The sequence below is a fragment of the Acinetobacter sp. 479375 genome (assembly GCF_000581715.1).
In the GTDB taxonomy this organism is placed as follows: domain Bacteria; phylum Pseudomonadota; class Gammaproteobacteria; order Pseudomonadales; family Moraxellaceae; genus Acinetobacter; species Acinetobacter ursingii.
In genome coordinates this window covers 359489-374584 of the sequence record NZ_JEZN01000001.1, presented here as the reverse complement: position 1 = coordinate 374584, position 15096 = coordinate 359489, and the positions used below count along the sequence as shown (strand labels likewise).

The window sequence follows — 15096 nt, the reverse complement described above, 5'->3', positions numbered from 1 at the left end:
CGAATGCAAAGTCAGGTGAAAATCGTGTGGTGAGTCGACGTTCTATATTTGACTGGATGAAAACAGTTGAAGACGCTGAAAAGCATCAGATTTCTGTCATTGCTGTATTGGCTCCGAAACAACGTCAGACCGTCATGCCTGCATGGGCTGGAGCATTATTGAAAGTGTGGAGTCAACCGCAAAAACCCATGCTCACAGTTTGTCTGGAGATGCTTCCTCAATATCTGGATGCGGGAGTGAAATGTCCAAGTTATGCGCAGGCTTATCGTTTCCTTAATGAAAAAATGGGAAAGGTGGATGTAATGCGTGGACAGATGGGCGCGCGTGAGTTAAAGAACATTCGTCCGTTTATTCGACGTGATACCAGTTTGTTGTTGCCTACTGATGTCTATACCGCTGATGGTCATTGTTTTGATGCTGAAGTAGCTCATCCAGCGCACGGTAAGCCGTTTAGACCTGAAATTACGTCTATTTTGGATGTAGCAACTCGTCGTTTAGTTGGTTGGTCAATCTCTTTAGCGGAAAGTAGTTGGTGTGTTTTGGATGCGATTCGTATAGCTGCTGTGGAGTGTGGTATCCCTGCATTGTTTTATGTCGACAATGGCTCTGGCTATAAAAATGACATGCTCAAAGCGCAGAATCGCGGGGTCATGGCACGTTTAAATACAGAAGTCACTCATGCTTTACCTTATAACTCGCAAGCCAAAGGGATGATTGAGCGAAGCCATCAAACCTTATGGGTCACTGCTGCAAAAAAACTGCCAACATACATGGGAAAAGACATGGACAGTGAAGCAGGCAATGCAGTGTTTAAGCTTACTCGTAAGGACATTGCTGAGTTTGGTCAATCCAAATTATTGATGTCATGGCCTGACTTTGTAGCTTATGCAGCTCAGGTGATCAATGAATACAACAATAAGCCACATAGTGGTTTGAAGAGAGTTGTTGATCCTGTCACGTTAAAAAAACGGTATCAGACTCCGTTAGAAGCTTGGAACGAAGCGTTAGAACAAGGTGCGCCAATTGATCGGGTAGAAGATTGGGATGCAGAAGATTTGTTCCGTCCTTATGAGGCGCGTAAGGTGCGCCGAGGTGAGATAGAGTTGTTTGGCAACCGCTATTTTAACAAGGACTTGGAGCAATATCACGGGGTTGAAGTGCTTGTGGGTTATGACATCCATAGTGCCGAAAAAGTTGTGGTACGTGATGAAGATGGTCGCTTGATTTGCCATGCAACTTGGAATGCAAATAAGCGCAATTATTTCCCTGTTTCCAAGGTTGAACAGGCGCGCCAAAACCGTGCTGATGGACGTTTACGTCGTTTGGCTGTGAAACAGGCTGAAGTATTTGATGAATTAAGCCCTAAAGCCATGATTGAGCATATTGAAAATCAGAATGTGATTCCATTTGACCAATTAAAACGTCAAAAACTTATGGCTGAACTTGATGCATTGCCTGTACAGCCTAAACCTGAAGAACGCGTTTACTTTAAAGATGTAGAGCTACCACAAGAAGATGAAAAGCATTCGGGTCAAGTGTTTAGCACTCCGTTAGAGCGCTGGATGAACATTGATAAGAGAGTTTTAAAAGAGGAGGAAGTTTCTGAAAAGGATCAGGATTTTTGGAACATGTTCCAAATGTCTAAGAAGTTTAAACAGCTTAGTTTAGATGACGAAACGCTCAAAACGTATTTAGAGCGTCGTCAAGTATCGTGATGGTATTCGCAGTACCAGCACAAAAATCAAACAACCACATATTTATGGTGATTTAAATGACTGCAAATGTCAATCCTGTTTTACAGAACATCGTTACGAATGGCGGCATCGCCAGTATTCGTAATATTGCACAGTGCTATGAAGCGGTGAATCGTACTTTACAGCGTAATCCGCTATTGCCGGGCATCTCTGCTTTCTATGGCCCAAGTGGCTTCGGGAAGTCGACTGCTGCCAACTATGTAGCGACCAAGACCAATGCATTTTATGTCCAAGTAAAATCAACTTATACCAAAAAAGCGTTTGCTCAAGCACTGTTACGTGAAATGAGTATTCCAATGCCCAATACTTTGAGCGAGATGATGGAGCTTGCCAGTGCTGAGTTAGCTAAGTCAGGACGACCTCTCATTATTGATGAGTTTGATCATTTGGTGAATAGCGCAAAGGTTGAAATAGTTCGCGATTTGTATGAAGCCAGCCAAGGGACTTTCTTGATTATTGGTGAGGAGTTGTTGGCGCGTAAGCTTGAAAAATGGGAACGGTTTCATGGTCGTGTACTAAATTGGGTTCCCGCACTTCCTTCTGATCTTGAAGATGCCTATCAACTCAGTCGTATTTATGCGCCAAGTATCGAGATTGACTCAAGTGTCTTGGAACAGTTGATTGTAGCCGTCCGCGGTTCGACCCGACGAGTTTCAACTAACCTTGAAATGTTGCACGAACTCGCCCTTGAGCAAGGCGTTAAGCACATTGGTTCTAAAGAGTTAAAAATGGTGTTACCTCAAGGGTTTGTGACTGGCGAAAGCCCAAAACCACGGAGTTTCTGAAGATGGATATCGCGTTTTTTAGACCCAACTTTAAGGAATTAGACATCATGAACTCAAAAACTCCGTATGAGTCACCTCGCCAACGAGCTTGGAACGAAATTCGAAAAAATCGTCATGAGTTTACGATTGCACAAATTTCTGAAGATGCGGGCATGGTGTATGAAAGTGTTCGTAGTTTTGTCGGGCAACTGGTTAAGGCTGGCGTAGTTGAAATTTTGAATGAAAAACCTGTACATCATCCAAATTGTGTGGTGAAGCAGCGGACATATCGCCTTTTCAAAGATATGGGCTATAACTACCCAACAATGACAAAAGCAGGACAATTGATTACGACAGTTAGTGGCACTAAAGCGATGTGGAATACATTACGAATTAGTAAGCAACCTATGAATGCAGATGAGTTAGCGGCTATTTCAAGTAATGATACTTTGAATATTGAAATTTCAACTGCTAGTAACTACCTGATGACATTACATAAAGCAGGTTATTTAAAAGTTGTAAAAGCGGCACGAGTTACAGGCGGTAAGGCTAAATATATTTTATTGCCTGAAATGAATACTGGCCCAAAACCACCGCAGATTCAGCGTGCCAAACATGTATTTGACCCAAATACAAACGAGGTCATGTTCGCTGAACGTCCTGAGCTAGATGAAGAACTGAAACACGGCACAATTTTGGGGGTGTTAGATGCATAACTTTAGCCCTGAACATGTAAATCAACGTGAAGCTTGTCTAAATCGTCATCGTACTCGGATGTTTCTTGAGCGTAATGCTTTTATGCAACGCGCCGAAGCGGCTGAGTTTGAACTTGGATACCAACGTCAGAAATATCGAACCATGTTTTTTACTTTGGTCACGATCATTCTTGCGCTTGCATGGAGCCTTAGCTATGTCGTGTTCTTCTGAATTACCTAAATGGAAAAATCTAGTCCATGCACGTATTGCCGAACTTGGAAGCATCCAGAAAGTGGCGGATGAACTTGGCTATGCTCGTTCAAGTCTATCGCTAGCATTACGCGATAAATACGTTGGCAGTACTGAACAACTCGAAAAAAGAGTCATCAAAGTGTTGGATAAAGTTGAATGTCCATATCTGGGTTATGAAATATCTAGTGATCAATGTCGAAAGTTTAAAGAGCGTGATGCTCCTACACAAAATCCTGCCGAAATGAGGCATTGGAGAGAATGTCAATTTTGCCCGATTGGGTGTGGTCAGACAGGCAATAAGGAATAGAAAATGAGTGATAATTTTTTTTGGCTTGCAGCACTTTTTATCATTTTCGGATTACCAGAAATCTTGGATTTAATTGGAAAATTGGGGGGCTGTCATGGTTGATTTGGTTGATATGGCGGAAGAGTTTCAAGCCATGAACTTACAAGAAAAAATAAATGCACGTGCGCAATTTACAGCGTGCAGCAATTATGAATGTGAAGACTGTGGTGAAGATATACCTGATCAGCGTCGTGCAATTGGTGGTGTGACATGTTGTATCAAATGTCAGTTTAGTTTTGAAGCAAAACAAAAGCATTTTCGGAGATAAAAATGAACTCAGCCATGCAAATCCCTGATGGGTTTAAACAAGATGCCAAAGGTCGTTTGATTCCAGAATCTCAGATCAAACCGATTGATATGGAACGTAGTGACTTAGTCATTCGACTCATTGATCAGGCCAAACAGCAGCAACAGTCTTTACGTGATTTTAAGGCTTTGGTGTTTGGTGATATAGCCGCATTTGTGCAGTTATCGGCTGAACAATATGAAGTCAATATTGGTGGGGCTAAAGGCAATCTAACTCTATTTAGCTTTGATGGTAAATATAAAGTCGTTCGTCAATGTCAGGATTCAATTCGTTTTGATGAGCGTTTACAAGCAGCTAAGGCCTTGATTGATGAATGTATCCAGTCATGGTCAGCGAATTCTAACGATAACTTGAAGGCATTGATTAATGATGCTTTCCAAGTTGATAAGGAGGGAAAAATCTCGACAGGTCGTGTACTTGGTTTACGTCGATTGAATATCGATGATGCTAAGTGGCAGCAAGCTATGCAAGCCATCAGTGACAGCATTATCGTGACTGATAGTAAGAATTATGTCCGTTTCTATGAACGAGATGAGGATGGTAAGTACCAGCCGATCTCGCTTGATTTTGCAAATATTTAATTTTTTTAAGGTAATTATTCATGAATAAGTCAGAACTTATCCAACATATCGCAACAAGCGCGGGTTTAACAAAAATTCAGGCCGCAGATGCATTACAAGGTTTTGAAGCTGCGGTGATTAATACACTTGCCAATGGTGGTGAAGTAGCGCTTGTGGGTTTCGGCACTTTCAAAGTTTCAGATCGTGCTGCACGAACTGGTCGTAATCCTAAAACGGGTGAAGCCCTAGAAATTGCGGCCAGCAAAGTGCCTACGTTTAAAGCGGGTAAAGCTTTGAAGGAAGCGGTGAATTGATTTGATTCAAGCTATGAATTGATTTAACAAAACAAAAGGTCCCGCCTTTTGGCGGGATTTTTTTGGCCTAAATTTTAAAAGTGAGACATTAAAATGGGTATTAAAAAATTAGTGACAATTACTGTTGAATCTCAACTTGAAATTGAGCTACCAGATGAATTTCAACAACTTTCTGAAGACGACATTAAAAGTATTAATGCTTGTGGCTATGAAGTTACTAGTACTGATGACCTGTACAAGTATGCCGCCGAACTTGTTTTGAATGGTGGAGAAAATGGAAATTGGGATGTTTTTGGTCGGGTTTTGAATGTATGGAAAAAAGGAATGCCTAACGTTTCCGACAATAGCACATTCTTTTCAAGACGTGAGATGCATATCGAAGATTGTAAGGTGGAGTCAATTTAAATGATCAAAATTGAAGATTTAGACAAGTTACCGCCTGAAATCATTATTAGTCTTGGAGAAACATCATGAGTCTATCCAAAGAACAGAAAGCATTTATTCTCGAAAAATTGAATCATCAATATTCAACTGTAAAGATTAAATGCAATGATCATGAAATTAGTTTGTGTCTTGAACGCGTTTCAAAAATGAAGTTGGCGGTTGGTGTCTATGTAGATGGATTTTTTAAATCCATTTGGTTATTCAAGCCTGATGAACATATTGAAAGCAAGTTCTATCCCACACTATACAAATCATATTATTCGGCAAAGCAGAAAGCTGAACTTACTAAAATATGGGGTAAGCGTGAAGTTAAAAAACGGTATGATTTGGATAAAAAATATGAGTATAAGTTGCCTTATTTCAATACTGCTCAAGCCCCTATCAATCACTTGATTAAAGTGAGTGATTCAATTGAGTTTATAAGTGAGATGTCAATATGAAGAAGGCCTCACGTAATCACCGCCTAGCAGCCATTCATCTAGGTAAGAAAGAGCTAGGAATGGATGATGATACTTATCGGGATCTACTACAGCAGGTCACTGGTAAGCGATCTGCCAAGGACTTGAATGATGATGAGCTGGTAGCCGTTTTAAAACGTTTAGAAGAACTTGGGTTTAGTAAGAAGGAATTTGGAACTAAACCTAAAGTCAAAGCATCCAAGGATGCTTTGATGGACAAGATTGAAGCGCTTTTGACAGATGCCGAGCTGCATTGGAACTATGCAATTGGCATCGCTAAAAAAATGTTTAAAAAAGAAGCGTTAGAATTTTGCACAGAAAGTGAGTTACATCGTATAGTTGCGGCATTAGAGTACAGAAAAAAGAGACTGCCCAATGAAAGACGAGTACCTCCACAAACTTCCCGAAAACCTTAGAACCATTATTCAGCTTACTGACTACCGAACCGCAATGACTTTAGTTCAGCGGTTCGGTGGACATGACTATTCATTCCCACCTGTTAAGTCAATTTCTGAAAGTCATGAACTTTCTATTCTATTAGGCTTCAATAATTTAAAAAAACTATGCCAGTTCTGGAATGGTGATCGTGTTTATATCCCTAAAGCGGATCGTTACATTGGCCTACTGCGCGACCAACGTATTAAACAAGATTTAGAAGAACTCGGTGCATCATCAAATATCCAAGATCAACTTGCTGAAAAATATCGCGTTACGCCACGTTGGATCAGAAAAATCCGTAAAGATATGGTTGAGAATAAGCCTGTAAAGCATAAAGATGATGATCAACTTGACTTGTTTGAAGCGTAATCTATAACTCTAATGGTCTCTTTTACCGCCTTCGGGCGGTTTTTTATTGGAAGTAATTCCGCTCAAATATAGTGCTTAAAAGTCAAACAATAACCACATATTAAATAATGATTTAAAAGGTTTTATTGTGACTAAAAAGCAATATGTACTATCAAAATTAAGTCTGTCACGCCTGCAAGGTGTAAATCCTGATTTGGTCGAAGTTGTACGACGTGCAATCCAGTTGACTGATCAGGACTTTATGGTGGTTGAGGGCGTGCGTAGTCGTGAGCAGTGCATGATCAACTGGGGCAAAGGTCGAACTATAGAACAGTGTAAGCTGCGTGGTATTCCTGAAAAATATGCTCAACCAAGCCTTTCAAAAGTGACATGGCTGACTGATCCTTTTGCATCTAAGCATGTGAAAGGTGAAGCGGTGGATTTAGTTCCCTATCCTATTGATTGGAATGATTTATCAAAATTTAAAGCAATTTCAGTTGCTATGAAAGCCGCTGCGGTTGAGCTAAAAGTGGCAATTGCATGGGGTGGTAACTGGGTTAAAACCAAAGATTACCCGCACTTTGAGTTGGTGGGTTAAATATGAAAAAAACTCAACATAAAATCCCCAGTTCTCTTTTTAAAACTCGTGTTGATAATGCGGTTAAAGAACATTTAAAAGTTCAAGTGATTAGCCCCGATCAGCATGATGCTTTGCGTAGTGAATTAAATAAGGCTACTGGTCAGATTGATAATCTGACCTTAGAAGTTGCTGCATCTAAACAACAACTATCGGAACAAGCCAAGCGCCATCAAGCTCGTGTGACTGAGCTTAAAGATCATATTGAACGTCAAGCGCAACAAATTTTACCTGTGATCACTTCAGTAGAAGCGTCAATTCATAGTGGTTTATTGGTGAATAATTGGAAATCGGGTTGGAAATGGCTTAGTAACTGGATGTTTATTCTTATTGGTTATATCTCAGTTTACGGTATTCCACCCGAAATTGTGAGTTTAATTCCTGAAGCGAGTCAAGGGAAAGTAACTACAATTCTTGCAATTATTGGTTTTCTAACGCGCTTTATTAATCAGAGTAAACCTAAGCCTTTGATGCCAGTGCAAGGAGATGCCGATGTTTGATTTTTTAAAGCTTGGCTTTGCTGAGGTGCAATGGATTGTGGTGACTGCTTTAGGTATTTATGCATGGATTATCCAGAAACACAGCGCCTCAGCTAAAGAAATGCTTGATCTTCATTTGCGTGTTATTGCCCTTGAAAACTCAATGAAAGATATGCCAACCCGTGTTGATATTTCAAATTTACAAGGTCAACTCAATACTGTTAATTCTAAGCTTGGTGGTGTTGAGCAAGGAGTTAAACGGATTGAGGATTATCTTTTAAATAACAATAAGTGAGGTCGTATGAGCTTTGAAAATCATCTAAAAGAAGAAATGCGACTTGTGTTGCTGCGCTTGCTAAATGAAATGCCTAGCTATCGTGGTAATAGCTCTACATTGCACAGTGGACTGAATCATTGGGGTTTAAGCTTTAGTCGTGATCAGGTCAAAACTGAGCTGTATTGGTTGAAAGAGCAAGGTTGTATTGATATTGAAATGGACAATCCTGCTGTATTAGTCGTTCGTCTCACTGAACGTGGTCAGGACTATGTTGAAGGTCGTGCGCGTATTCATGGTATCAAGCGCCCTTCAGCTTAGGAGTATTGGCAATTATGGCTAAGTCTTTTATGCATAAGCTTTCTGATGAGCAACGTGCCTTTATTGAAAAAATGCTGCGCGAAGATCGGCTCACGCTCAATGAAATGATGGATGAAATTCGTGCCGAATTTCCTGTGGACTGTATTCCAAGTCGTTCCGCACTAGGGCGTGAGAAAAAAGGTTGGGCTGAAGAAGCTAAAGCCATGCGTGAATTTGCTGCGGCATCTGAGGTGCTCGTCAAGGAATTTGGTGAAGATCCAGACGACAAAGGCGGGATGTTACTTGCTCAGGCTGTACAAGCGATTGTGACCAAAAAAGCGTTAGATGAACTAACCAATACTGGGGATGATCCTGAAAAACCGAAAATGGATATTGATGCTGTAGGTGCTTTGGCCCGTGCTGCTCGTGCAGCAATGATGACCAAAGAAAAGGCAATGGATAATCGGGAAGAAGTTCGGCGGTTGGCTCGTGAAGAGTTACTGAAAGAACAAGATGAAAATCTTAAAAAAGCTGCTGCGTCACAAGGTATGGGCGAAGAGCAAATTCAATTCTGGCGTGAAAAAGTGTTAGGCATCAAATAATGATGAATGCACCAAAGCCACGGCAAGATACAGTACGAATTATTGACTGGGATGAACTTCCAGAACGTGCGCGTAATTTACCGAACAACTTAAATCCTTTCGAGGAAGGTGTTTTGATGAAACACCAAGTTGAGTGGTTAAAGATTAAGACAGATATTAAAGCCTGTCCTAAAGGTCGTCGTACTGGTATTACTTTTGCCGAAAGCTTTGATGCTGTATTTACCGCAGCAGCGAGCAAAGAAGCTGGCGGTATGAGTGTTTACTACATTGGCGATACCAAAGAAAAAGGTCTGGAGTTTATTGGCTATTGTGCCAAGTTTTCGCGCGTTATTGCTGAGGCTCAGGGTCAAGGTATTTCTCAGATTGAAGAATTTCTTTTTGAAGACCAAAATGACAAAGGCGAAACCCGTCAGATCACCGCCTACCGTGTGCGTTATTCGAGTGGTTTTCAAATTGTCGCGTTATCTAGCCGTCCTGAGAACATCCGTGGTTTACAGGGTAAAGTTGTTATTGATGAAGCTGCATTCCATCCCAATGTTCAAGGCGTGATTGAAGCAGCAACCGCACTTTTGATTTGGGGTGGTCGCATCTCCATCATTAGTTCCCATAACGGTAAAAATAATCCGTTCAATCAATTTGTCAAAGATATTGAAAACGGTGTCTTTGGTGAAGATGCCAAAGTGCATGTGGTTACTTTTGATGATGCTGTGGCGAATGGGTTGTATGAGCGTGTTTGCTTTATGCAAGGCAAAGCAGCAACGCTTGAAGGCAAAGAGAAATGGTATAAAAAGATTCGTAAAGCTTATGGCAGTCGTAAAGCTGCCATGCGTGAAGAGTTAGATGCTATCCCCCGCGATGGATCATCAGTATGTTTACCTCAGCTATGGGTAGAACGTGCAATGCCTGAAGTCAGAACTATTCTACGTCTGACCTTGGGTGATGATTTTAAAGAGCTTACTCCTGATGAGCGCGACGCATATATCGATGAGTGGATTCAACGATATTTAGACCCTGAACTGGCAAAATTGGATAAGCGTCGTCAGCATTGTGCTGGACAGGATTATGCTCGTCATCGTGACTTTAGTTATATTTTACCGTTTTACATCGATACAGATTTGCGTCGGATCGCCCCGTTTGCTATCGAGATGCACAATGTTCCAGCACGTATGCAAAAGAAAATTCTATGGCATATGTTGGATCGTTTACCGCGCTTTGGTGGTATTGCGATGGATGCCACAGGTACAGGTGAAACCTTAGCTGAATATACCGCTGAAAAGTACGGTGAGCATATGGTGCATGAAATTAAGCTGAATCGTAACTGGTATGGTTTATGGACACCCAAGCTTGTATCTGCTTTTGAAGACGACATGATTGATTTGCCAAGGGATGACAACCTAAAAAATGACTGTACTGCGATTGAAGAAGTTGATGGTATTCATATGGTGAGCAAGGCCAGAACCAAAGATTTAAAAGAGCCTGAGCTGTACCGACATGGCGATGGTGCAGTGGCAATGATTTTGGCATGGTTTGCCAGTTTGCATTTATCATCACCGATTGAGTTTTTAGAACTTCCATCCCGTCAAGAGATGAATGTGTGCCCCGATGATTATGATGGGTGGTTTAGTGGTGGATGTATTTAAAATCAATCAATTTTTATAAAAGCAATTTTGTGTATATTGTTTGAGGAGTTTATTATCATGAATTTCGAAACTTGTATTCTTCCCAACCCATCTGTAAATGTAATAAAAAAGTTGGCGTCAGTTTTACTTATTTCAATTTGTCTCATGATAAATGCTTCTGTTTGATCTTGATTAAATACTGAATATTCAAAATTGAATTCTTGGTCGTCACTTTTAATATATCTAAGTAAAACGTTTTTAGCCTTTGCTCCAGTATTCAGAATACCTATATTGTAACCAGAATGTGTGTTGTGACTACGAATCCAAATATGGAAAATTGGTAGAGCATCATTATTAATTCTTGCTATTTCTAACTCTTCTTTTTCTTTGAAAATCGCAAATTGTTGTGAAGATAAATCAAATTGTTGTATTTGTTGTTCAACACTATTTTTAAGTTCCTCTGCTTGTAAACGCAATGCTTCAGTATTTTGTTTAAGCTCTTGACCTTGTTGATAATAACCATAGACAAGCCAAAGAAATGCTAAAGGAGCAAATATTCCAGCTAGAAAATCACCTTTGGCATTAAGTTCTAGTTTCATAAATGCATTCAATTCAGTAATTTTAAAAATAAACAATAGATAAGCAATAGTGATAACAGGCACAATAATTAAGCTTAAAATTTCTTTTATTTTTTTCATAGCATCAATGGGTTCAAGATTAAAATTTGAGTTTATTAGAAAAACTTAATCTTTTGAATCCCTTGAAACTTAAGTAAGATGATCACACAAGAAATAAGGGGAAATAAATGAATAAAATCGTATTCGCAGCAGTCATTTGTATGATTGGACTTGTCGGATGTTCTAAAGAAGAAGAACCTAAAACTGAAACAACGGCTACAAACGCTACTGAACAAGCAGAGCCTAAGCCAGTTGAACAAGAATCATCTCAATCAGGTGAAGATTTTACTCCAGAACAAGCGCAAGCTTTTGCTAAAAATCTACTACATAAAATTGAAGAAGATGAGAAATTTCTTAATGATGCGTTCGAGTTAAAAGAATACGACACATTATCCAAATATGTTTTAAATGATTGGCCCAATTACATCAATCAACCTTTCAGTGCTGATAACGCTAAAAACTCATATGGAAGACCTTACTTTCCAGCAAGTGATATTGCTGATCCATATGCCGTCTGCGATACAGCTTTTAGTGATTTAAATTTGTATGCTGGAGCAATGATGAATTTAGTTCGCGAAGATTCAGCAACCTTAAGAAAAATTTTTCGTAAAGAAAAAGAAGACTTTTTGAAATCAAAAGCTCAATGTGTTGAACGGGTCAATATGACTTATGATGAAGCCTACGAGGCTGAAGAAAAGGAATAATAATATTTATTTTATTTCTCTCAATGCTTTAAGATGCAACCGTTTTGAAATTGTTAAGGAACGTGTTCCAATCATCATTTAATTTTTTTTGATTCAAATTAGGCACAATCTCATATTGTGCTTAATTTTTATGGCTAAGAAAAAACTGACCTCCAATAAACAAGACCGTACCGCACTTGAAACCAATCAAACTGCCGAAATTGCATGGTTAACCAATCAGTGGCAGGAACATCCAACTGTTGGTTTGACGCCAGTTCTACTTAATCGATTACTGACCGATGCCGAACAAGGCAACCTGACAGCTCAAGCTGATCTATTTTCAGATATGGAAGAAAAAGATGCCCATATTTTTTCTGAGATGGATAAGCGCAAGAAAGGTGTCAACGGCTTGGAATGGAATGTCATACCACCCAAAAATGCCACTGATCAAGAAAAAAAGATTGCTGAAGAAGTAGCTGAATGGATTGATGACATTAAAGACTTTGAGATGTTTTTGTTTGATGCGATGGATGGTGTCGGGCATGGCTATAGTTGTCAGGAAATCGAATGGCATCAACTGGGCAGTCTGTGGTTGCCTAAAAGTTTTGAACATGTAAATGCTCGTAACTTTATGACTCCATACAGCAAACCAAATGAATTACGGTTGAATGATGGATCCCCTGACGGGGCTGATTTTTGGGACTTTGGCTGGTTTATTCATCGTCATAAAGCCAAGTCTGGTTATATTGCACGATCAGGATTGCATCGTGTTCTATCATGGCCGTTTCTGTTCAAAAACTATGGTGTCCGTGATGTGATGGAGTTTCTTGAAATTTATGGACTACCAATCCGATTAGGTAAATATCCTTCGGGTGCTACAAGCGACGAGAAAATGACCTTGCTTCGTGCAGTCATGATGATTGGCCGCAATGCTGGCGGGGCAATTCCTCAAGGCATGAGTATCGATTTTGAATCAGCCGCCACGGGTGATACTGACAACCACATGTCATTGATTAAGTGGTGTGAACAAAGCCAATCTAAGGCGATTGTGGGTGGTACATTACTTTCTCAAGCAGATGGCAAAACCAGTACAAATGCTCAATCAACGACTCATGAAATTCAATTTGAAAAAATTATTAAATCTGATGCAAAACAACTTGGTCGATCAATTACCGATAGTTTGATCAGTCATATGATGCGATTGAATTATCCCAATATTACTGAAGATCGTTATCCAGCATTTCAATTTGACACATCTGATATTGAGGATATGACTCAGTTTAGTGAGTCCTTAGGTAAGCTGGTCAGCGTGGGTATGAAGATTCCTCTCAGTTGGGCGCATGAAAAGTTAGGAATTCCTGACCCTGCCGATGAAAATGAAGCAATATTAAGTGCTCAGCAGGAACAACCCTTCGCCGTACCCAATTTAGCAATGAATACATTTCATCCACATTTAATCGGACAGTTGGTTGCCGCTAATTCTTCTCAGTTGCCCATTGAAGACCAAGCCATGCAGTTATTGTTGAATGAGCAGACTGCAAAGGCGCAAACCACAGTTCAAGACTGGACGCAACGTTTATTAAAAAATATTCAAGCAGGTCAAAACGAAGATGATGTTTTAACATTATTACAAGATATCTACCCCCATGATGATGAACCTGCTTTACAAGAAAAGCTTACTCGTTTGATTTTTGCCTGTGAAGTCATGGGTCGGCTGAGTATTGAAGGTGAAAGCTAATGCCAATACCACAACGACCAGAACTCAATGCTTTATTTAACTTACCACCTGTAGATGCGATTGATTATCTTAAGAAAAAGGGATTTAAAATTGGATGGGATTGGCATGAAACTTTAGACGATGCGCATAGTCGTGCTTTTACCGTGGCAAAAGTTGCACGGATTGATTTACTGCAAGACATCCGTAAATCACTCATAACCGCGTTAGAAAATGGTCAGAGCTTTGAAAAATGGAAAGCAGACCTAACACCTGTGTTACAGGAAAAAGGTTGGTGGGGACGCAAAACAGTTAAGAATCCTGAAGGTATTGAGCAAGAAGTACAACTTGGTAGCCCTCGGCGTTTACGTACCATCTATGACACCAACATGAAAAGTGCTTATTCAGCTGGTCGATACAAAGCCATGCTTGCGGGTAGCGAAACACGTCCTTATTGGGAATGGAGACATACCACGATAAATAATCCTCGCAAAAGGGATTTAGTACTTAATGGCAGAATCTTTAGATTTGATGATCCTTTTTGGAATGTATCTTACCCACCTACAGGATTCGGTTGTAATTGCTATATTATTGCCCGATCTGCCCGCGAAGTTGGAGATAAAGAGATTTTATCCAGTGAAGGTTATGCTTCTGTGATTTATGAGAAAGTCGGTACGGATCGTAACTCAGGTGTGGATATTACGACTAGACGTACTCAATTTAATATTCCAACCCAATCAGGTGAAACATTGAGTTTTGCTCCTGCTGCTGGTTTTAATGGTTCGCCAGCGAGTAGCTACCTCATTGATGCAGTCTTAACAAAACGTTCCACAGAACTGATGGGAAGAACCAAAGGTTTACAACAAGTTGAGCAAATGCTGAATGCACCGCCACGGATTAAAGCACATCAGGCTTTTGTCAAAAACTCAATGAGCTTTGCCAAGCCACAAAATAAAACCTGTACCGTTGGGGTATTACAATCAGAAGAAATAAGCTTTCTTGCTAGAAAAAATCAGGTGGTTGAAAGCCCGATTATGACTATTAGTGATCATCTTATGGTCGGAAAAAAGGCTCAAAGACATGGTGAGGCAGGAAACGCACCGACTACGGAGGAATGGCTTGAGTTACCTCAGTTAATTCAGCAGGTCAAACAAGTGGTATATGACGTAAAAAATGACAGTATATTGTACTTGCTAACTGTTTTGGAAAAACAGTATGACGACGATGTATTGAAATTATCTGTTCGTCATCAGAGTGGTGTGATGGAAATTGTGAGTATTTTTAAGGTTCAAAATAAAGCGATTCAAGATGGGCTGAATGCAAAACAATATGAGCTTATCAGATGATGAGATGGCGGCTGACTTGCACAGCATAATACTGAGTAGCACACAGGCTAAACCGTAACCCTTCTATTTGGAAACTACCATCTC

General features: G+C 40.1%; 22 protein-coding genes. 21 read left to right on the top strand and 1 reads right to left on the bottom strand.

The features are described 5' to 3' along the window. Positions 1–26 precede the first annotated feature (26 nt). The 18 genes from J500_RS01895 (at position 27) to J500_RS01810 (ending at position 10613) form a co-directional block, all read left to right on the top strand. The gene (locus J500_RS01895) at positions 27–1715 is read left to right on the top strand and encodes a Mu transposase C-terminal domain-containing protein (RefSeq protein ID WP_004997592.1); all 1689 of its coding nucleotides are present in this window, start codon (positions 27–29) and stop codon (positions 1713–1715) included. A 56-nt stretch (positions 1716–1771) separates the two neighbouring features. Next, entirely contained in the window at positions 1772–2539 is a 768-nt protein-coding gene (locus J500_RS01890; protein ID WP_004997580.1) for an AAA family ATPase, read from the top strand. Positions 2540–2586: 47 nt separating this feature from the next. Further along, positions 2587–3234: a hypothetical protein gene (locus tag J500_RS16885; protein WP_051062663.1), complete on the top strand. Its 648-nt coding sequence runs from the start codon at positions 2587–2589 to the stop codon at positions 3232–3234. Then, positions 3227–3445 carry a hypothetical protein gene (locus J500_RS01880; RefSeq protein ID WP_004997571.1) on the top strand — a complete coding sequence of 73 codons (219 nt, stop codon included), beginning with the start codon at positions 3227–3229 and terminating at the stop codon, positions 3443–3445. The genes J500_RS16885 and J500_RS01880 overlap by 8 nt, the downstream gene beginning before the upstream one ends. Next, positions 3429–3773, top strand: a complete 345-nt coding sequence (locus J500_RS01875) for a helix-turn-helix domain-containing protein (RefSeq protein ID WP_004997568.1) — start codon at positions 3429–3431, stop codon at positions 3771–3773. Before J500_RS01880 ends, J500_RS01875 begins: the two co-directional genes overlap by 17 nt. Positions 3774–3867: 94 nt before the next feature. Then, positions 3868–4080, top strand: a complete 213-nt coding sequence (locus tag J500_RS01870; protein WP_004997562.1) for a TraR/DksA C4-type zinc finger protein — start codon at positions 3868–3870, stop codon at positions 4078–4080. 2 nt (positions 4081–4082) lie between these two features. Beyond that, the gene (locus tag J500_RS01865) at positions 4083–4700 is read left to right on the top strand and encodes a DUF3164 family protein (RefSeq protein ID WP_004997559.1); all 618 of its coding nucleotides are present in this window, start codon (positions 4083–4085) and stop codon (positions 4698–4700) included. Between the two features lie 20 nt (positions 4701–4720). Further along, entirely contained in the window at positions 4721–4993 is a 273-nt protein-coding gene (locus J500_RS01860; RefSeq protein ID WP_004997557.1) for an HU family DNA-binding protein, read from the top strand. A gap of 93 nt (positions 4994–5086) precedes the next feature. Further along, positions 5087–5398, top strand: a complete 312-nt coding sequence (locus J500_RS01855) for a hypothetical protein (RefSeq protein WP_004997555.1) — start codon at positions 5087–5089, stop codon at positions 5396–5398. A 65-nt stretch (positions 5399–5463) separates the two neighbouring features. Next, positions 5464–5877 carry a hypothetical protein gene (locus J500_RS01850; protein WP_004997553.1) on the top strand — a complete coding sequence of 138 codons (414 nt, stop codon included), beginning with the start codon at positions 5464–5466 and terminating at the stop codon, positions 5875–5877. A 59-nt stretch (positions 5878–5936) separates the two neighbouring features. Next, positions 5937–6311 carry a regulatory protein GemA gene (locus J500_RS01845; RefSeq protein WP_228128174.1) on the top strand — a complete coding sequence of 125 codons (375 nt, stop codon included), beginning with the start codon at positions 5937–5939 and terminating at the stop codon, positions 6309–6311. Further along, positions 6271–6702, top strand: a complete 432-nt coding sequence (locus J500_RS01840; protein WP_004997546.1) for a Mor transcription activator family protein — start codon at positions 6271–6273, stop codon at positions 6700–6702. Before J500_RS01845 ends, J500_RS01840 begins: the two co-directional genes overlap by 41 nt. A 127-nt stretch (positions 6703–6829) precedes the next feature. Beyond that, positions 6830–7279: a M15 family metallopeptidase gene (locus tag J500_RS01835; protein ID WP_004997545.1), complete on the top strand. Its 450-nt coding sequence runs from the start codon at positions 6830–6832 to the stop codon at positions 7277–7279. A gap of 2 nt (positions 7280–7281) precedes the next feature. Continuing rightward, positions 7282–7818, top strand: a complete 537-nt coding sequence (locus J500_RS01830; RefSeq protein WP_004997544.1) for a hypothetical protein — start codon at positions 7282–7284, stop codon at positions 7816–7818. After that, positions 7811–8092 (top strand): DUF2730 family protein, encoded by a 282-nt coding sequence (locus J500_RS01825; protein WP_004997543.1) that lies wholly within the window; start codon positions 7811–7813, stop codon positions 8090–8092. The genes J500_RS01830 and J500_RS01825 overlap by 8 nt, the downstream gene beginning before the upstream one ends. Before the next feature lie 6 nt (positions 8093–8098). After that, entirely contained in the window at positions 8099–8392 is a 294-nt protein-coding gene (locus J500_RS01820; protein ID WP_004997542.1) for a hypothetical protein, read from the top strand. A gap of 14 nt (positions 8393–8406) precedes the next feature. Continuing rightward, positions 8407–8973 (top strand): phage protein Gp27 family protein, encoded by a 567-nt coding sequence (locus J500_RS01815; protein ID WP_004997541.1) that lies wholly within the window; start codon positions 8407–8409, stop codon positions 8971–8973. 2 nt (positions 8974–8975) lie between these two features. Next, entirely contained in the window at positions 8976–10613 is a 1638-nt protein-coding gene (locus tag J500_RS01810) for a phage protein (RefSeq protein ID WP_034697878.1), read from the top strand. Between the two features lie 2 nt (positions 10614–10615). On the opposite strand, the gene J500_RS16880 is transcribed toward J500_RS01810, so the two are convergent. Beyond that, a complete protein-coding gene (locus J500_RS16880) occupies positions 10616–11290 on the bottom strand; it encodes a hypothetical protein (protein ID WP_004997537.1) in 675 nt (224 codons plus the stop codon). Between the two features lie 107 nt (positions 11291–11397). Here J500_RS16880 and J500_RS01800 point away from each other — a divergent pair, with 107 nt between their 5' ends. The 3 genes from J500_RS01800 to J500_RS01790 all read left to right on the top strand — a co-directional run bounded on the left by J500_RS01800 (position 11398) and on the right by J500_RS01790 (position 15012). Next, a complete protein-coding gene (locus J500_RS01800; protein WP_004997535.1) occupies positions 11398–11973 on the top strand; it encodes a hypothetical protein in 576 nt (191 codons plus the stop codon). Between the two features lie 130 nt (positions 11974–12103). Next, positions 12104–13690 (top strand): DUF935 domain-containing protein, encoded by a 1587-nt coding sequence (locus J500_RS01795; RefSeq protein ID WP_034697784.1) that lies wholly within the window; start codon positions 12104–12106, stop codon positions 13688–13690. After that, positions 13690–15012 (top strand): phage minor head protein, encoded by a 1323-nt coding sequence (locus J500_RS01790; protein WP_004997531.1) that lies wholly within the window; start codon positions 13690–13692, stop codon positions 15010–15012. Before J500_RS01795 ends, J500_RS01790 begins: the two co-directional genes overlap by 1 nt. The last annotated feature ends 84 nt before the right edge of the window (positions 15013–15096 follow it).